The sequence below is a fragment of the Streptococcus mitis genome (assembly GCF_000722765.2).
Classification (GTDB): Bacteria; Bacillota; Bacilli; order Lactobacillales; family Streptococcaceae; genus Streptococcus; species Streptococcus mitis_AQ.
Window position 1 is genome coordinate 1,590,031 of sequence record NZ_CP028415.1, and the last position, 18,927, is coordinate 1,608,957.

Genomic DNA, 18,927 nt, shown 5'->3' on the forward strand with positions numbered 1-18,927 from the left:
ATTTCCTCAGGCTTTTCTTATCCTTTAAAGGTCACAATAGTTGCGCCACTGCCTCCAGCATTTTGTGGGGCATAGCCGAAACTCTTGACATGTTTGTTTCTTTGTAAGTATTTGGTGACACCTTCACGGATGACACCTGTTCCGATACCATGGATGATATCGACTTGGGCCATATTATTAAGCAAGGCTTGGTCGATAAAGGCATCTAGCTCATTCATGGCCTCTTCATAACGTTTGCCTCGAAGGTCCAGTCTGGCTTGAGGTCCTCGACCAGAAGTTCGTTTCACAACATTGACCTGTTTCTTCTTGACTTGCTTTTCTTGCTGGGCTTGAACGAGGTCAAATTCTTTCTCTTCTAAGGTCATCTTAATCAAGCCAACTTGGGCTTCCCAGCGGCCGTCCTTGAGTTGACTGGTCAAGGTACCTCGCTGACCATAGCTGAGCACCACGATATCATCTCCCACCTTTGGAGCTCGTTTTTTCTTGGCCTTTTGAAGGACCTTGTTTTTAGACAAATCTACTTTTTCAGGAGCCAATTTTTTCAACTTGGCCTTGGCTTCAATAATTTCATGAGGTTTGAGCTGGGACTTACTATGGAGATTTTTGAGAATCTGGTCACTCTCACTGAGGGCCATATCCACAATCTCAGCAGCCTGTTCACGCGCCTTATTAAGCTCAGTTTCCTTTTCACGATTGAGCTCGTTGTAAAGTTTTTTGAGAGCACGGTTCATCTTGAGATTTTCTTGCTCCACCTCACGGATATTGTCCAAGCGTTTACGACTTTCCAGCGTCTGCTCTTCCAGTTGTTCAATAATCTGATTGACATCATTGTCCTGATCGACCTGCTGGCTAGCATCCCCTACGATAACTTCAGATAGGCCTAGACGTTTAGCAATTTCAAAGGCATTGCTTCGGCCAGGCACACCCTGCATAAAGCGATAGGTCGGGCGAAGAGTTGCAGTATCAAACTCCATGCTGGCGTTTTGCGCAAAGGCTGTCTCAATACCGTAGGCCTTGAGTTCTGGATAGTGGGTGGTCGCCATGGTCTTGACTTGACGCAGGCGAAGGTCCTCCAGAATAGCCATGGCAAGGGCGGCTCCCTCTTGAGGGTCTGTACCAGCCCCCAACTCATCCAAAAGTAAGAGTGAATGCTGGTTGACCTTGCCAAGAATATCCACGATATTGGTCATGTGGCTAGAGAAGGTAGATAAGCTCTGCTCAATAGACTGCTCATCGCCAATATCAGCAAAGATTTCTTCAAAAATACCCACACGACTTCCCTTGTCTGCTAAAATCGGCAAACCAGACTGGGCCATGACCTGCGTCAATCCCAGGGTTTTGAGCATGATGGTCTTCCCACCTGTATTGGGACCTGTAATGACAATAGCTGTTAAATCTTTACCAAAATGGACATCATTTGCGACCGCATTTTTGACCAAAGGATGGCAGACATGAAGCAGTTGAATCTCTTGATTTTCTGACAGCTGAGGTACGACTGCTTGCCTTTCTTGGATGAAGCGGACCTTGGCACGAATCAAGTCTAGATGGCCAATAATCCAAGCATCATTAGCAATCTCAGTAGCATGAGGGCGGACACGCTCAGAAATTTCTTGGAGAATTCGAAGCATTTCATAGCGCTCATCTGCTCGCAGACTGGCAATTTCTTCGCTCAGTTTGACCACCTCACGGGGTTCGATATAAACGGTATTCCCACTAGCAGAAATATCATGAACGACACCTGCAATCTTATTGCGGTAGGTATTTTTGACAGGTAAAACCTGACGGCCATTTCTGCTAGCAACGATCCCTTCCGTCAACATCTGCGCTTTTTGCTTAAGCAAGTCTTGCAAGACATCGCGGACCTGACTCTCGCTATCATGGATTTTTCTACGGATACGCGCCAATTCTTCACTGGCAAAATTTTCAATGAAACCTGCATCATTGAAGGCTTGTAGATTTCCTTGTAATTGAGGAAAATCATGTAATTTCTCAAACCAAAGGGCTAATTCTTCCAAGCTGACATTTTCCAGATTGGCATAAAAACTTTGCAATTCTCTGCTAGAAAGAAGCACGCGCTTCAAAAGTAGAAACTCCTCGATATTGAGATCCGCCCCCATCTCCAAACGCTTGCAGACTCCTGCGATTTCCTTAGTTGAGAGAATAGTAAAATGCGGTTGCTCGACAAAGAGATCCTGCATTTCCTTCATCTCAGCAAAAGCCTGTTTGATTTTATCTGCTTTGGCAGTCGGAGCCAGCTGTCTCAATTGCTCCAAGCCCTGCTCGGTCAACAAATGGGATTCAAACAAAGCCTTGACCTTATTGAACTCTAATGTTTCTAATATTTTCTTATTCATCTTTATTTCCTTGTCTTTGAATGTCTAGGTGTGATAGCTTTTTACATTCTGATAGATTCGAGTCAAATCTGTAAACAAAGGGCTAGGAAAACTCCTGCCCTTTTTATCCGATTAAATTTGTCACCCAGATTTGTTTGAGCCAACTGGTTGTCACTGGTATGCTCTGGATGATGTGTTTTGCGACGATACTCTTTTCAAGAGGATTTTGTATAGCTGCCATAGGGATGGTCGCCAAGATGGTCAAGGTCATTTGCAAGACAAATAAGGTCACCAACATGGACAAGATACCTGCTGAAACTTGGAACAACTTGCCACCCAGTTTTTTACTAGGAATCAAGTGTAAGAGGAGACCAAGCAAACGACCGATACTATAGACAATCCCAAATACAAGCAAGTAGCCGATCCCTGCGTAAAAAACCTTATCCAACTGAAAGAGTTGATCCGATGGGAAAAAGAAAGTCCCTTGACCTTCCTGCGGATTTGCATAAGGGACCAGCAAATGAAATTGCTCTCCCAGTCCCTTATAAAACTGGCCAGCCACAAAAGCCGATGCCATGGCTGAAATCAGGTAATAAACCTGTAAGAGCAGCCCTCTCCGATAGCCGATATAAAATCCCCAAGCCAAGACCAATAGAAGAAGGATTGAAATCATAAGGGATCCTCAATCTTGCTCTGTTCTTGCTTGCAAGTCACAAGCTTGTGACGGAGTTCTTCTAATTCTTGCTCCTTATCGTCAAATTCAATCTCACGGCTGAGCTGAGTTGATAAACAGTTGACTGCCAACAAAAGAGCGATTGTTTCATCGTCTGCACCAGGCATTTGTTCTTTAATTGCTTGGTATTTTTCTGTCGCAACCTTGGCGATTTCCTCCATAAAAAGATTATCATGCTCGGTTGTCAAAGTTAATGATTTTTTCCCGAATGTAAATTTGAATCGATTTAGATTTGCCATAAAATTCACCTCACGATATTATACCAAAATTCGCTAACTTTGTCAGTTTTTACAAATTTGCCTGCTTTTATGGTACAATAGAAACTATGGCAAGTATAACACTCACACCAAGTGAAAAGGAGATTCAGGCTTTTCTTGAACACTATCAAACCAGTCTGGCTCCCAGTAAGAATCCCTATATCCGCTACTTTTTGAGACTACCTCAAGCAACGGTTTCTATCTATACTTCTGGAAAGGTCTTGCTTCAGGGTGAAGGGGCTGAGAAATACGCCAGTTTCTTTGGCTATCAGGTTGTAGAGGAAACCAGCGGACAAAATTTCCCTTTGATTGGGACGGATGAGGTTGGAAATGGTTCCTACTTTGGTGGACTTGCAGTTGTGGCTTCCTTTGTCACACCTGAGCAGCATGCCTTCTTGCGAAAACTCGGTGTGGGGGATTCTAAGACTCTGACCGACCAAAAAATCCGTCAGATTGCCCCTATCCTCAAAGAAAAAATCCAGCACCAGGCACTGCTTCTCTCACCAAGCAAGTACAACGAGGTCATCGGAGACCGCTACAACGCTGTTTCGGTTAAGGTAGCCCTCCATAATCAGGCTATCTATCTCCTCCTTCAAAAAGGCATTCAGCCTGAAAAAATTGTGATTGATGCCTTTACCAGTGCTAAAAATTATGACAAGTACTTGGCACAAGAGGCCAATCGTTTCAGCAATCCTCTCAGCTTAGAAGAAAAGGCTGAGGGCAAATACTTGGCTGTCGCAGTTTCTTCTATCATTGCGCGTGACCTCTTTCTGGAAAATCTTGAAAATCTGGGACGAGAGCTGGGCTATCAACTTCCAAGTGGAGCTGGAACGGCTTCTGATAAGGTGGCTAGCCAGATTTTGCAGGCCTATGGAATGCAGGGACTCAACTTCTGCGCCAAACTGCACTTTAAAAATACTGAAAAAGCGAAAAAACGCTTAGAAAGGTAAGTTATGAATTCATTTAAACATTTCTTAAAAGAGTGGGGATTGTTCCTTCTGATTCTGTCATTACTAGCTTTAAGCCGTATCTTTTTTTGGAGTAATGTCCGCGTAGAAGGACATTCCATGGATCCAACTTTAGCGGATGGAGAAATCCTCTTTGTTGTCAAACACCTCCCTATTGACCGTTTTGATATCGTGGTTGCCCACGAGGAAGACGGTAATAAGGACATCGTCAAGCGCGTGATTGGAATGCCTGGTGATACCATCCGTTACGAAAATGATAAACTTTACATCAATGACAAAGAGACAGATGAACCTTACCTAGCTGACTATATCAAACGGTTCAAGGATGACAAACTCCAAAGCACCTACTCAGGTAAGGGTTTTGAAGGAAATAAAGGAACTTTCTTTAGAAGTATTGCTGAAAAAGCCCAAGCCTTCACAGTTGATGTCAACTATAATACCAACTTTAGCTTTACTGTCCCAGAAGGAGAATACCTTCTCCTCGGAGATGACCGCTTGGTTTCGAGCGACAGCCGCCATGTAGGTACCTTCAAAGCAAAAGATATCACAGGGGAAGCTAAATTCCGCTTCTGGCCAATCACCCGTATCGGAACATTTTAAAAAACCTAAGAGGCCGAGAATCAAGAATCTCAGCCTCTTCTTCTATCGTGAGAATATGATTATTCACTATCCAGTTTGATTAAGATAGAAACAAAGTTATACTCAATGAAAATCAAAGAGCAAACTAGGAAGCTAGCCGCAGGTTGCTCAAAACAGTGTTTTGAGGTTGCAGATGGAAGCTGACGTGGTTTGAAGAGATTTTCGAAGAGTATTAACTCTCACCTATTCATGCAAAGGAATTTTATGGAAGTTTATTTTTCAGGAACCATTGAACGGATTATTTTTGAAAATCCCAGCAATTTTTATCGCATCCTCCTCCTAGAAATCGACGATACAGACGCAGAGGATTTTGATGATTTTGAAATCATTGTCACGGGCACCATGGCTGACGTGATTGAGGGAGAAGACTATACTTTTTGGGGACAAATTGTCCAGCACTCCAAGTATGGGGAGCAACTGCAAATCAGCCGATATGAACGCGCAAAACCAACTAGCAAGGGCTTGGTCAAGTACTTTTCAAGTAGCCATTTCAAGGGAATTGGTCTCAAGACAGCTCAGAAAATCGTGGATACCTATGGCGAAAATACCATTGACGAAATTCTGCAACACCCAGAAAAGTTAGAAGGCATCGCAGGGGTATCTGCCAAAAATCGCGAGGCATTCGTCTCCACCCTCCGTCTCAACTACGGAACGGAGATGGTTTTGGCCAAACTAGCCAACTACGGCATTCCCAATAAATTAGCCTTTCAGATTCAAGACTTTTACAAGGAAGAAACCCTTGATGTAGTTGAAAATTATCCCTACCAACTGGTTGAGGATATCAAGGGTTTGGGCTTTACCATTGCTGACCAACTAGCGGAAGAACTAGGCATCGAAAGTCAGGCTCCTGAACGCTTCCGCGCCGGTCTAGTTCATAGTCTTTTTCAGGCCTGTATGGAAACAGGGGACACCTATGTTGAAGCACGGGATTTGCTAGAACAAACCCTTACTCTCCTTGAGTCTTCCCGCCCCGTGGAACTGGACCCCAGCCAAGTGGCCCAAGAGCTCTCCTACCTCATCGAAGAAGACAAGGTTCAGCAGATTGATACCAAAATCTTTGATAATAGTCTCTTTTTCGCTGAGGAAGGCATCCGCAGTCACTTGGTTCGTATCCTTGAAAAAGGAAAACAGAAGAGCCAGGATTTAGAAACCATTCAAAAACATATCACTACTGTCGAGGCAGAGCTGGGAATTGAGTATGATAGTATTCAAAAACAAGCTATCTGTGATGCTATCCAGAACAAGGTCTTTATTCTGACAGGTGGGCCTGGTACTGGTAAGACAACTGTTATCAATGGGATTATCGCTGTTTACGCCCTTTTAGAAGGACTTGACCTCAGGAAAAAAAGCAATCTGCCCATTCTTCTTGCTGCTCCAACTGGACGAGCAGCTCGCCGCATGAATGAATTGACAGGTTTACCTAGCGCGACCATACACCGTCATTTAGGAATGACAGGTGATGATGATACCAGTCATCTGGAAGATTATCTGGATGCCGACTTTATTATCGTGGATGAATTTTCTATGGTGGATACTTGGCTGGCCAACCAACTCTTCTCCAACATCTCTTCGAACAGTAAAATCCTCATCGTGGGAGATAGCGACCAGCTGCCTTCTGTCAGTCCTGGACAGGTTCTAGCGGATCTGCTTCATATTCCCTTGATTCCTCAGACTCGCTTGGAAAAAATTTACCGACAAAGCGAAGAATCAACCATCGTCACCCTAGCTAGTCAGATTCGACAGGGTATCTTGCCAGCTGATTTCACCCAGAAAAAAGCTGACCGTTCCTACTTTGAAATTGCTAGTGGTCATATTCCTGCTACGATTGAAAAGATCTTAGGCGCTGCCCTCAGAAGTGGCATCCCTGCTCGTGATATCCAAGTGCTGGCTCCCATGTACCGAGGAACTGCAGGGATTGATTCCATCAACCAACTCATGCAAGACCTCCTTAATCCACCACAAAAAGACCAAATCAGTTTTGAAGCTCCCCAGTGTCACTATCGTAAGGGCGACAAGGTCATTCATTTGGTCAACGATGCTGAAATCAATGTCTTTAATGGAGATTTAGGAGCCATCACAGACCTGATTCCTGGTAAATACACCGAGTCGAAACAAGATGAGATTGTCATTGATTTTGATGGCAATGAGGTCTCTTACCCACGTAACGAATGGTACAAGATTCGCTTGGCCTATGCCATGAGTATCCATAAATCACAGGGAAGTGAGTTCCCTGTTGTCATCCTACCTATCACTAGTGCTAGTAGGCGTATGCTGGAGCGCAATCTCATCTATACAGCCATTACACGCGCCAAAAGCAAACTTATCTTACTAGGTGAATTACAGGCCTTCGACTATGCTACCCAACATATCGGAACTGCCCGAAAAACCTATCTGGTTGAACGCTTCAGTGATTTAATTGAAAATATGGAAGAAAAGCAACCAGCTATCTCTGAAACAGTCACATCAAGTGCCTCTGAACCATCCTACATCCTAACCGAAGAAAACTGGGACAGCATCCCAGCCATGATTGGAATTACAGACGCAGACCTCAAAGAGATTTTTGGAAAATAGTGCACAAGAAAACCCACCAATTCAGGTGGGATTTTTGTTTATGAATACTCAATGAAAATCAAAGAGCAAACTAGGAAGCTAGCCGCAAGCTGTACTTGAGTACGGTAAGGCGACGCTGACGTGGTTTGAAGAGATTTTCGAAGAGTATAAGATTATTTAACTGTTGCTGTGCTTGTAATCAATTCAACAGCTTTTTTGATTGTGATGTCGTGTTTCAACATATCAGCTGAAAGCAAGCTTTGTACTTGTGCAACTTCCATGTTGTAGTCTGCCGCCAATTGCTCAACTTCTTTTTTGATTTCTTCTTCTGAAGCGTCAAATCCTTCAGCTTTGGCAACTGCTTCGATAACAAGGTTAGTCTTAGTACGTGACTCAGCTTCTCCCTCGTATTGTTTGTGAAGGTCTTCTTGAGTAGTTCCAGTGATTTGGAAGTACATGTCAGGATTGATACCTTGACGTTGCAAGTTTCCAAGGAATTCGTTTACTGAACGGTGAACTTCTTCGTGAATCATTTCTTCTGGAAGTTCTACGATTTCAGCGTTTTCTACAGCTTTATCGATTGCTGCACCTTCAACGGCATCTTTGTAAGCTTCTTCTTTAGCTGCAGCCAATTCCTTGCGGTATTTTTCTTTCAATTCAGCAAGTGTTTCAACTTCTTCGTCGATGTCTTTTGCAAGCTCATCGTCAAGAGCTGGAACTTCTTTAGCTTTTACTTCGTGGATAGTTGTCACGAATTTAGCTTCTTTACCTGCAAGGTCTTCTGCTTGGTAGTCTTCTGGGAATGTTACGATAACATCAACAGTTTCGCCAGCTGAGTGACCTACCAATTGGTCTTCGAAACCAGGGATGAATTGACCTGAACCAAGTCCAAGTGAGAAGTTTTCACCTTTTCCGCCATCAAATTCAACACCGTCGATAGAACCAACGAAGTCGATGACAACAGTGTCGCCGTTTTCAGCAGCAGCTTCTTTGATAACCAATTCAGCCAAGTTGTTGCGTTCGCGTTCGATACGCTCTTCAACGTCAGCATCAGTTACTTCTTTTTCTACATCTACTGATACTTCAAGGTTTTTGTAGTCACCCAATTTTACTTCAGGTTTTGTCACGACTTCAGCAGTGATAACCCAGTCTTGACCTTTTTCCATTGAAGTTACATCAATTTTTGGTTGAGCAACGACTTCAAGACCAGCTTCTTTTACAGCTGCTTCATAAGCATTTGGCAAAAGAGCGTTCATAACGTCTTGGTAAAGTGACTCTTCGCCAAATTTTTTGTCGAAGATAGGGCGTGGAAGGTGACCTTTACGGAAACCTGGAACATTAAGAGATTTCTTCACCGAGTTGAAGACACGGTCCAATTCTGGTTTGATTTGGTCTTGAGAGATAGTGAAAGTCAAGACACCACGGTTTGTTTCTTTGTTTTCAAATGATACAGACATTCTGTCATTTCTCCTTAAAATTTTTTAAATACAGTCTATTATAACATAAACGAGCGACTTTTTTCAAGTAATGACTGCGCTTTTCAATGATAGGGGGAGGTACGGTTTCTTCTTAGTTTTCTTTAGGATTCGAATATAATCTTATAAAAGATGTTTAATAATGGCTGATTACAGTAAAAAACGAATCGCCCACACATCCCTCATTAGGCGATTCGTTTTTCTTATTTCACAACATAAACATTGCCTGTTGAACCGTCGTATCGAACAGTTTCTCCATAAAAACCGGAAAATCCTTTTTCAATATGACCACGGAAATCATTAGGCAAAACTTTCATCTTCACGATTTCACCAGATTCATCTGCATAGCCTAAAATATGGTGATCTTTATATGATAATCCGTCCATAAACATTGTGAAATATCCAGTTACAAGTTTACCATTATGATCATTGACATCTCTTAGATAAAGTTTATTGTCATTAATTGTAAATCCAGATGATTCTAGACTAATAACTGGACTTGAGTTTTTAAGATAAAGTTCAGATCCAACTTTTTGAATAGGGAAGTGAGTAGTGAATTCTGGTAGATTCGCAACCTTACGTCCATCTGCTCCAAAGTAATACTTATTTGGTAAGTTTTGGAAATTCTTTATGACAGCTTTAGGATCAATTTCTTCCCCTGGTTTTTTATTATCAGTAATAGCATCTAAAGTATTTCGTTTTACATCGCCAATCTTTTGATAAGAAAAACGTTCAACAATAGGTTTGATATACCAGGCATTCTTTTCGATAACAACTCCATCTTTCTTATGATGAACAAGGTGATAGTCATAACCATCAGACAAAGTAACGATATCTGTAATAACTGTATCATCAAAAGGATCTTGTTCAACTTCACTTGGAAGTCTGGTTAACATATAACCATCCTTACCAATGACATAACTTTCCCCATCGCTTGCTGGAACAGCTCTATCTGCTACCATAGCACCTGATTTTTCAAAGTAAGACCATTGACCATTTGCAGTCGCCCATCCTGTTGCCATAGCGCCACTACCTTTGAGGTAATACCATGTAGATCCTTCTTTGTACCAACCTGTACGCATAGCTCCACTATCTGCTAGTGAGTACCAGGTGCTGCCTTCCTTGTACCAGCCAGTGCGCATAGCTCCACTATCTGCTAGTGAATACCAAGTATTGCCGTCTTTGAACCAGCCTGTCTGCATTTTACCAGAACCATCGAAGTGATACCAAGAACTAGCGTTTTGTACCCATTTATTTTTAGCGAGACTGCCATCTTGTGAAAGATTCCAATCAGCACCATTTTTAACCCAAGTATCTGCAGCCTGTGCTTGGTTGATAGATAAAAGTAGACCAGCACCTGCAAGCAAACCAAGTGTAAGTAGTTTAGACTTTCTCATAGCCATTTCCTCCACGAATTGAAACTGAGAGATAGAGTTAGTTTAACCATCTTTTTTATAACACTCTTAAAGAGATGAAATAAAGTCCTTAACGCTCTAGTGACCTTATTTTGATAATTTACGGAGACATACCTGTAACCTCCTTTTGGATTTTATATATCCTTTGATAAATGTTGTATTAACTATATTACTTTAGTTAATTTTGTCTTCATTTTACTCCTCTATAAAATAAATGTCAATAAAAAACATAAAAACATTGTGAAAAAAATATTTTATTGTGCTAGAGGTATTTACTCACTTCTTTGATACTAAATTAAGTCATTTCTCCAACATTATTTTATATAACTACTAAAACTCCTCATGCCCTACCAAGTGATGCTGAAAGGCATAGACTGCAGCCTGGGTACGATCGCTGACTTCAAGTTTGGCAAGAATGTTAGACACGTGGGTCTTGACCGTCTTGAGAGAGATAAAAAGTTCATCTGCGATGCGCTGATTTTCATAACCCTTAGCGATGAGTTGAAGTACATCTCGCTCACGCGCAGTCAAGTCCTCATGTAGTTCTATGTGATTGCGGTGATATTCGACCTTCTTGCTGACCTCTTGCTCAATGGCCAACTCCCCAGCAGCCACCTTACGGACAGCATGGAGCAATTCGTCTGCACTAGAAGTTTTAAGCATATAGCCACGAGCACCTGCATCTAAGACAGGCATGATTTTTTCATTGTCCAAGTAAGAAGTCACAATCAAAATCTTGGCTTCAGGCCATTCTTTGAGGATGGCTAAGGTCGCGTCAATTCCATTCATCTCAGGCATGACAATATCCATGACAATGACATCCGGACGCAATTCCAATGCCAACTCAATCCCTTGAGACCCGTTGGCAGCCTCACCCACAACTTCTACACCGTCTTGGAGGTCAAAGTAGCTTTTCAAGCCCAATCGGACCATTTCGTGGTCATCTACTAGTAAAATTTTCATCGTTACTCCTTTATCATTCCTTATCTAACAGGGGAATACGGATATCAACTGCCAGCCCTTGCTTGGGAGCTGTTAATAACTGAACCGTCCCTGCCATATCTTCAACCCGCTCCTTGATATTTCGCAGTCCATAACTCAGGTCATCTAAACTCCCCAACTGGAAACCAATCCCATTGTCCACCACCTTCAACTGCAATTCAAAATCTGTCTGATAGAGATAGACATCTAAACAAGAGGCCTGGGCATGGCGGAGGGTATTGCTGATCAATTCTTGCAGGATACGGAAGATATGCTCCTCGATTTTCTTAGGCAATTTCGTCACATTTTGCTTGAAACTAACCTTGAGATCACTCTTGTCCTCAAGCTCTTTTAAGAGGATTTGAATCCCTTCTATCAAGCTCTTCTGCTCTAGTTCAACTGGTCTCAAATGCAAGAGCAAGACCCGCAAATCCTTCTGGGCAGTTTCTAAAATAGCTGTGACACTCTGCAACTGGGTCTGCATCTTTTCTCTATCTAATTTCAAAGTCTGCTGACTGACACCTGACAAAATCATGTGAGCCGCAAACAACTCCTGACTGACTGTATCGTGCAAATCCCTAGCAATCCGCTTTCTTTCCTGCTCAATGATTTCCTCTTCCCGAGCAAGACTGTGATTTTCAGCCTTTTGAAGTGCTTCCGTCAAGAGGTTAAGTTTCCCTGACAAGGACTTGAAACTGGCGTCCAAATCTGAATCGGAAACCTGAACCACTTCTTTCCCTGCTAATAAACGCTTGAGATTAGTCTGCATTTTTCTTAGAGAAAGCTCTTCAACACCTCGCCAAAATAAGGCTAAGAGACAGGTCATAGACATGCTGAACACCAACAACAAAAAGACAAATTTTTCTGTTTTTTCGACATCATGCAAGAAAATAGTCCAGTCAAAGTCAAGGATTTCCAGCAAGCTGTGGGAGAAAAATAAGACAAAGAGGACAGAGGTGAGAGCAATCATTACATAGGCTTGTTTTTTCATCCTCTGACCACCTCAACATCTCCAATCATAGTAGTCAAGAAAATCTTGACACTCTTGTTACTCTTAAGGTAGTCTCTTGTTTCTTGATGATAGTGTTCATTGCGGAGGGCTCGCTTGGGCTGGTTGAAAAAAGTCAAATCACCATAGAGACAGTTAACGCTGAGACTGACTTCCACATCTACAGGCACAATGATTTTGGTCGTGCCTATCATCTTTCTGAGGATAATGACATTGTCATGATTGGTTAAGATGACCCTCTCCAGATGAATGGTATCCTTGCCCATGAGACGAAAGAGATTGATATCATCAAACTGGCAAGTCTGGTAGCTTGAAAAATGATGGAGATTCCCAAACCAACGATTTTTCTCCTTCTTAACCGTCACCACCTCTTCAAACACTAAATTTGTCTGCTCTTTTTCCTGATTCATCATCGGATAAAGAAGAAAGAGGCTGTATATAACCGCAACAAAAATAGCTAAAATCACAAAAGGATTGAGCATGACGATAAAAAAGAAGAGAATGGTTGCCACCACTAAAAGAAGATTATTTCCCTCTTTACCAGTGTAATAGCGAATCAAAAGCAAAAAGAGGAATAAAATCAGCAGAAAACGTGAAAAATGCTCTGACACCATCAAAATCAGAGCTCCTGTCAAAAGACAGGCTTCGATAAATAAAAAGATTTTAAATTTTCTCATAGGTTCATCCTCTCCCTTCTATTTTATCACAATTCAAAAAAGTCACCTCAGTCTGAAGATGGAAAAAAGGCGGTGGTTACGCCTTTTTCATCTGATCCTTTGCTTCTTTTAATTTTCCATAAAGAAGATAGTCTACTTTTTGCAGATCTGCTATGGTTGCACAATTAAGGGCACACATAATCAAACGCAGATCGTCTTTCCAGCCTTGGACAATGCCAATCACTTCTTCAACTGTGTAGCTTTCAATCAATTCCAGAATTGTTCGAGACAATCCCACAGCCTTGGCCCCAAAGACCAAACACTTAATCATATCCAGTGGATTGCGAACCCCTCCACTGACCAAGAGTTCGACCTTGTCTTTCCAGTCTTGGGCATTGAGAAGGGCCTGCATGGTGGACTGGCCCCATTGATTGAGGTAATCACGTTGGCCACTGCGGCGGTTTTCGATATAAGCAAAGCTGGTGCCACCACGACCTGACAGGTCAAAGGTTCGAACGCCCAGTTCATAGGCTCTCTCGATGGTCTTCACATCCATTCCAAAACCCACTTCCTTGAGGACAATCGGAACAGGGATTTGCTTGCTATAATCTGCTAGATGCGATTGCCAGCATCTGAACCTTCTTTCTCCCTCTGGCATGAGCAATTCTTGCATGACATTGACATGCACTTGCAGGAGAAGAGGACCCATCTCTTCTACAGTCCGAAATCCCAACTCGACAGACTTGTCCAATCCAATATTGGTTCCAAGAAGGAGATTTGGATGACTAGACTTAACAGAAAAAGAGTCATCTGCTGGATCTTTGAGGGCTGCGCTATAAGAACCCGTTACAAATAAAATACCACAGGCTTCCGCCACTTGAGCCAGCTTTTGATTGATTTCTCTTCCCTTATCGCTTCCACCTGTCATGGCATTGATATAAAAAGGAAAGCCCCACTTTCGACCAGCAAACTCTGTCGACAGATCGACTTCATCCAGGTCGTAAAGAGGCAAGGAAGAATGAATCAACTCCACCTCATCAAAGCTATTATAGGAACTTTTCTGCTCAAGGGCATAGCGGATGTGCTCATCCTTACGATTTGTCGTCATGTCCTATCCTTTCTTGGTATAAGAGCTCAATCCCCAGATCGGCCCAACGGTTTTTTAGGGTTTCAGTTGATTGCTCATCAAAACTCAAGGCAATACCACAGTCACCACCACCAGCACCGCTACTCTTAGCAACAGCCTGCAAATCTTGACTAGCTTCTTTCAACTGTCTAAGCGAAGGTGTGTAAATATCTGCGCTCAAGCCTTCTAAGAGCTTGCTGGCCACTTCTACTTGCTCGATAATTTTTTCTGATTTCCCCTGTTCCAAGGCTTCTACCAAAGCAGCTACCGTTTCTTTTGAGGAGCTTAAAAAATTCTGATTGATATTTTGCTTGATTTGCTGGACCATGTGACTCGATACAGCCACTTCCTTGGTCCATCCCACTAGGAAATCACATTCTAAAGTTGGTTTCACTTGTGAAATTGAAAAGCCCCAATCACGCTCTAAAACTGTCGCCAAGTTTTCTTCTTTTAGCCAAGTAGCCACCTTCTGGCGATCAAATGACTGGTAAAGAACCAATTCCTCTGCCACAATACAGGCAAGGTCCCCCATAGAACCATTATCTCCGCGCTTGAGCAAGACAGCACTGGCCAGCTTGAACAAGAGATCCTGATCAATCGAAAGATGATACAGAGCCAGCAAAGCCTTGATAACCAAGACAACGACGCTACCGCTAGAACCCAGACCAAACTTTTTCCCTTCCCTTTCCATTTTTCCTAGAATCTCCAAAGAAAATGGTCGCAAGGTCTGCCCACGATCGACGAGGAAATCTTCCACTAAAGCAATCGTTTCTTGAATCAAACTGTAGTCAGGATTTGGTGTCAAGTCCACTGCGAAATCAAACATATCTGAGTAGATACAGTATCTCTCAGAAAAGGCAATCTCAGCCTTCATATAGATGGGAATAGCCTTTATCAAGGCCAGCTGCCCGGGATCTAAAATAGCATATTCACCTGCCCAATAGAGTTTTCCGCAAGTTTTAACAGTAATCATCTTGGCTCAAATCCTTTGTTTTTGACACAATCAAGCGATAACGCTGACCGAAGATTTCTGATAAATACTCCAAGTCTTTCTCTTGACAGAGGACTTTGACATTGGGACCAGCATCCATAGTAAAGTAGCAGGATTCTCCTTGCTCACGAAGCTGGCGGACAAAGTCCATGGCTTCATAGCTTGCATCCGTCAGATAAGAAAAGGCTGGTGATGCTGTTTTGGTCGTGGCGTGCATAGCCAGGGCATTTTTCTCCGTTAACTCCCCAACCTTGGCAAAGTCATTTTCCTTGAGGTAAACCAGCATATCCTGATAATCCTTCTCAGACTGACGCACCCAGTCATCAAAGGTCGTCGAAGTTTCCACACAAAGTTTCATCCCGTCACGGCTAGAGATTGGTTTTTTCTTATCCTCTAGCACCAACATGATCATAGCTAGTTTCAAGTCTGTCTCTACAGGGTAAACTTCCCCGCTATCCTTGTCCCAAGCACCGAGTGGTCCATAAAAACTCCTAGAGGAAGATCCTGAGGCAAACTTCGCTTCCTGCGCTAACTGACTTCTATCCAAACCAAGCTTGAAATAAACATTGCAAGCTTTGACCAGGGCGGACAAACCACTAGAACTTGAGGACAAGCCCGCTGCGGTGGGCATATTGTTCTGTGTATCAATACGAACAAAGCCCTCACCATCTGGACGGTAACGGTCAATAATCTTACTCATCTTAGCATGCTCCGCCTCATTTTGTAGCTGACCATTGATATAGAAGGCATCAGCTGTCGCATCCGTCGGTAGAGATGACAAAGTCGTCTCCGTGTACATATTTTCCAAAGTCAGAGAGATACTGCTAGTAGCAGGAACCATCTCTTTTTCTTTTTTCTTTCCCCAATATTTGATAATAGCAATATTTGCGTAGGAACGTACTGTTACAGGCTCTCTATCCATGTCTGAACAGCTCCTTTCTCTTCTAATCTTTCTGCTAGTTTTTGAGCTTGAGTCAAATTGGTTGCCAAGGCTATGATACAGCCTCCTAGCCCACCACCGCTCATCTTGGCACCCAGAGCACCTTGGCTAAGAGCCGTTTCAACCAAAGAGTCTGCCTCAGGGCTACTGACACCAATTTCTTTTAGATGTAAATGCGCTTGACTGAGGATTTGTCCCAGTCCTTCAGCATCTTTTTGTGAAATCGCTTCTTCTGCTTGCTGGGTCAATTCTCCCAATGCATGCAAAAACGGTAGGGCATCCTTGCCCTTGCTTTGAACCACTTGGATGGCTTCACGAGTATGACCATAAACGCCCGTATCTGCAATGACCAAATAGGCGGATAAGTTCATCTCAAGCTCTGTAAATCCTACATTCTTAATAAAGCGAATAGGCTGGTCACTGAGACAGGTCTTGGCATCCAAACCACTTGGATTCATATGGGCAATCATCTCCGCCCGATTGACCAAGATTTCTAATACATCATGAGGCAGTTCTGCCTCATAGTAGTCAAAAACCGCACGAATAGCCGCTATGCTGATAGCAGCTGACGAACCCATTCCCCGCTTCTCAGGGATAGCCGAATCAATCTCACAACGAATGCAGGCTTCTTTGATATTCAAATACTCCAGAGAAGCATAAACTGCCATGGACAAGGTATCCTCCTCATAGAGGCGCCAAGGACTTTCTGCAGGAACTACTTTACAAGTCACCTCCACCTCCAAAAGAGGCAAGGAAATAGCAGGATAGCCGTAAACGACCGCATGCTCCCCTATTAAAATAATCTTACTATGTGCCTGACCGACACCAACCTTTTTTGTCATTTTTTCCTTTTGCTAGACGAAAAAGCCGTCTCATACTCAATGAAAATCAAAAAGCAAACTAGGAAGCTAGCCGCAGGTTGCTCAAAACACTGTTTTGAGGTTGTGGATAGAACTGACGAAGTCAGTAACCATAGCTACGGTAAGGCGACGCTGACGTGGTTTGAATTTGATTTTCGAAGAGTATTATTTTTTCCTACAAGTATTTATTCTCTCCTATCTATTTTATTATATTTTCACAAAAAAAGCGATTGTTTCCTTCACAATCGCCTCTTTCATTATTGAACCCATTCGCCATTATAGTTGACAGAATAGCCATCTACAGTGGTATTCACTGCCAAAGCACCTGAGCTATAAGCGTAGTACCATTTACTACCGACCTGGAACCAACCAGTGACCATAGCTCCTGATGAACGGAGATAGTACCACTTGTTACCGAGGTATTGCCAGCCTGTTTTCATATCGCCATTTTCAGCATCTAAATAGTACCAAGTTGAGCCTTCTTGATACCAGCCAGTTGCCATTGCACCTGATGAACGGAGGTAGTACCACTTATTGCCAAGTTGTTTCCAACCAGTTTGCATTGTAGCACTTGTTGGATCTAGATAGTACCAAGTTGAGTTATCATTGTTCCAGCCACGCACTGGCTCCCCAACCGTTAAACTGTCGATACGAGCATCGAAGCCACCACTCTTTTGTAAATAATACCAGTGTCCCTCATCAGAAATCCAACCCGTTTTTAAAGTATGATAGCTACGCTGATCTTCAAAATAATAGACTCGTTTCTCTGCTGGACTATCATATTGTTCCCCATGATGTTTGTTGGTATTTGTAGCAGTTTTTGCCTCTAAAACTTGCTTACCAACAAATTCTTGTAGTACCCCATCTTGATTAAAGTAATACCATTGTGGCATTGGCATAGATTCTAATCTTAAACCATTTGGGTAAGGACCAATTGTACTACCTTTAGATGGAAACGGGATATATTGCCAGCCGACAACCATTTCTCCTGATACATGATCAAAATAATAGGTCTTGCCATCAATCACTCGCCAGGCCTTTTCTTTGATGTCACCCTTCTTGTAGTAGGTTCTACCATTTTCTTGTACAAATTGCCAGCCTTCTGAATCAGCATCATCCGCCAATACTGCACTTGTTGCTAGCAAACCAAAGAAAAAGACTGCTAATGCAATTTGCATCAATTTTTTTATTATTTTCATTAGACCTATCCTCCATAACCGATTGTAGCAAAAATCCAACCATATGTCAACATATGGAACACTCTCAAAAAAGCAGTTACATAACTGCAACTGCTTTTCTATTCTTGCATGGTGTAACCAACACCACGCACGGTTTTAATGTAGCTTTTTTGACCTTTTACATCAAGCTTGCTACGTAGATAACGGATATAGACATCCACGATATTGGTTTCGGTCGCACTTTCATACTTCCAGACACTTTCCAACAACTGCTCACGAGTCAGGACTTTCTTGCTTCCCATAAGAGTAGCCAAAAGATCATACTCACGGCGCGTCAGAGCAATCATTTCCTCGCCACGATAAACTGTATGATGTTCTACATCCATACGCAGATTGCGGTAAGACGTTGGAACCTTCATCTGACTACAGTGTTGATCGATAAAGTCCCGACCTCGGAAAATCGCTGAAATACGAGCTACCAGATTCTCAATAATAACTGGCTTATAAATGTAAGAGACGGCAAAGCGTTGGATTGTTTCAATCTGATCTTGCAATTCTTCGCGATGGTCCAAGACCATGATGACTGAGGCTGGCTTAGTCCGACTCAGCTTGTCTGCAAAATCCTGGGCAGTCATATCCCCCAGACGAGCATTCAATAAAATCAAGTCATAGTCTGTCTGAAGAGCCATGGAGAGGGCTTTTTGCCCCTCCTCAACCTGATCAACTCGGTATTGCTCTTTTTGGAGTTCCAAACTTAAAAAATGAGCTAGATTTCGTTCTTTCTCAAGTAATAAAATCCGTTTCCCCATGGCAGAC

At 42.7% G+C, this 18,927-nt stretch carries 17 protein-coding genes; 3 read left to right on the plus strand and 14 right to left on the minus strand.

What is annotated here, in order from left to right; translation table 11 throughout:
- Positions 1–17: 17 nt before the first annotated feature.
- The 3 genes from SK637_RS07950 to zapA form a co-directional block, all read right to left on the minus strand.
- Positions 18–2,354, minus strand: coding sequence for an endonuclease MutS2 (locus SK637_RS07950; RefSeq protein WP_033689317.1), 2,337 nt, complete (start codon positions 2,352–2,354; stop codon positions 18–20).
- Positions 2,355–2,457: 103 nt separating this feature from the next.
- Positions 2,458–3,006 (minus strand): CvpA family protein, encoded by a 549-nt coding sequence (locus SK637_RS07955; protein WP_033689318.1) that lies wholly within the window; start codon positions 3,004–3,006, stop codon positions 2,458–2,460.
- On the minus strand, positions 3,003–3,305 hold the full coding sequence (gene zapA, locus SK637_RS07960) for a cell division protein ZapA (RefSeq protein ID WP_033689320.1): 303 nt from the start codon (positions 3,303–3,305) through the stop codon (positions 3,003–3,005). The genes SK637_RS07955 and zapA overlap by 4 nt, the downstream gene beginning before the upstream one ends.
- An 86-nt stretch (positions 3,306–3,391) precedes the next feature.
- Here zapA and rnhC point away from each other — a divergent pair, with 86 nt between their 5' ends.
- The 3 genes from rnhC to recD2 all read left to right on the plus strand — a co-directional run bounded on the left by rnhC (position 3,392) and on the right by recD2 (position 7,501).
- A complete protein-coding gene (rnhC, locus tag SK637_RS07965; RefSeq protein ID WP_033689322.1) occupies positions 3,392–4,273 on the plus strand; it encodes a ribonuclease HIII in 882 nt (293 codons plus the stop codon).
- A 3-nt stretch (positions 4,274–4,276) separates the two neighbouring features.
- Positions 4,277–4,891 carry a signal peptidase I gene (gene lepB / locus SK637_RS07970; RefSeq protein WP_033689324.1) on the plus strand — a complete coding sequence of 205 codons (615 nt, stop codon included), beginning with the start codon at positions 4,277–4,279 and terminating at the stop codon, positions 4,889–4,891.
- A gap of 243 nt (positions 4,892–5,134) precedes the next feature.
- Positions 5,135–7,501: an SF1B family DNA helicase RecD2 gene (gene recD2, locus SK637_RS07975; RefSeq protein WP_033689326.1), complete on the plus strand. Its 2,367-nt coding sequence runs from the start codon at positions 5,135–5,137 to the stop codon at positions 7,499–7,501.
- A 152-nt stretch (positions 7,502–7,653) separates the two neighbouring features.
- On the opposite strand, the gene tig is transcribed toward recD2, so the two are convergent.
- The 11 genes from tig to SK637_RS08035 all read right to left on the minus strand — a co-directional run bounded on the left by tig (position 7,654) and on the right by SK637_RS08035 (position 18,920).
- Positions 7,654–8,937: a trigger factor gene (gene tig / locus SK637_RS07980; RefSeq protein WP_033689328.1), complete on the minus strand. Its 1,284-nt coding sequence runs from the start codon at positions 8,935–8,937 to the stop codon at positions 7,654–7,656.
- A 221-nt stretch (positions 8,938–9,158) separates the two neighbouring features.
- Entirely contained in the window at positions 9,159–10,352 is a 1,194-nt protein-coding gene (locus SK637_RS07985; protein WP_033689329.1) for an N-acetylmuramoyl-L-alanine amidase family protein, read from the minus strand.
- A 348-nt stretch (positions 10,353–10,700) separates the two neighbouring features.
- Entirely contained in the window at positions 10,701–11,333 is a 633-nt protein-coding gene (locus tag SK637_RS07990; RefSeq protein ID WP_033689331.1) for a response regulator transcription factor, read from the minus strand.
- A gap of 13 nt (positions 11,334–11,346) precedes the next feature.
- Complete coding sequence (locus tag SK637_RS07995) at positions 11,347–12,342, minus strand: envelope stress sensor histidine kinase LiaS (protein ID WP_033689333.1); 996 nt, start codon at positions 12,340–12,342, stop codon at positions 11,347–11,349.
- On the minus strand, positions 12,339–13,037 hold the full coding sequence (gene liaF, locus SK637_RS08000; RefSeq protein WP_033689335.1) for a cell wall-active antibiotics response protein LiaF: 699 nt from the start codon (positions 13,035–13,037) through the stop codon (positions 12,339–12,341). The genes SK637_RS07995 and liaF overlap by 4 nt, the downstream gene beginning before the upstream one ends.
- Positions 13,038–13,113: 76 nt before the next feature.
- Positions 13,114–14,124 (minus strand): type 2 isopentenyl-diphosphate Delta-isomerase, encoded by a 1,011-nt coding sequence (gene fni, locus SK637_RS08005; RefSeq protein WP_033689336.1) that lies wholly within the window; start codon positions 14,122–14,124, stop codon positions 13,114–13,116.
- Positions 14,108–15,115 (minus strand): phosphomevalonate kinase, encoded by a 1,008-nt coding sequence (locus SK637_RS08010; protein ID WP_033689338.1) that lies wholly within the window; start codon positions 15,113–15,115, stop codon positions 14,108–14,110. The genes fni and SK637_RS08010 overlap by 17 nt, the downstream gene beginning before the upstream one ends.
- Positions 15,102–16,055 carry a diphosphomevalonate decarboxylase gene (mvaD, locus tag SK637_RS08015; protein WP_033689340.1) on the minus strand — a complete coding sequence of 318 codons (954 nt, stop codon included), beginning with the start codon at positions 16,053–16,055 and terminating at the stop codon, positions 15,102–15,104. Before mvaD ends, SK637_RS08010 begins: the two co-directional genes overlap by 14 nt.
- Positions 16,037–16,915, minus strand: coding sequence for a mevalonate kinase (gene mvk / locus SK637_RS08020; RefSeq protein ID WP_033689342.1), 879 nt, complete (start codon positions 16,913–16,915; stop codon positions 16,037–16,039). The genes mvaD and mvk overlap by 19 nt, the downstream gene beginning before the upstream one ends.
- Before the next feature lie 275 nt (positions 16,916–17,190).
- Positions 17,191–18,132, minus strand: coding sequence for an N-acetylmuramoyl-L-alanine amidase family protein (locus SK637_RS08030; protein ID WP_033689344.1), 942 nt, complete (start codon positions 18,130–18,132; stop codon positions 17,191–17,193).
- A 98-nt stretch (positions 18,133–18,230) separates the two neighbouring features.
- The gene (locus tag SK637_RS08035; RefSeq protein ID WP_033689345.1) at positions 18,231–18,920 is read right to left on the minus strand and encodes a response regulator transcription factor; all 690 of its coding nucleotides are present in this window, start codon (positions 18,918–18,920) and stop codon (positions 18,231–18,233) included.
- Positions 18,921–18,927: the final 7 nt, after the last annotated feature.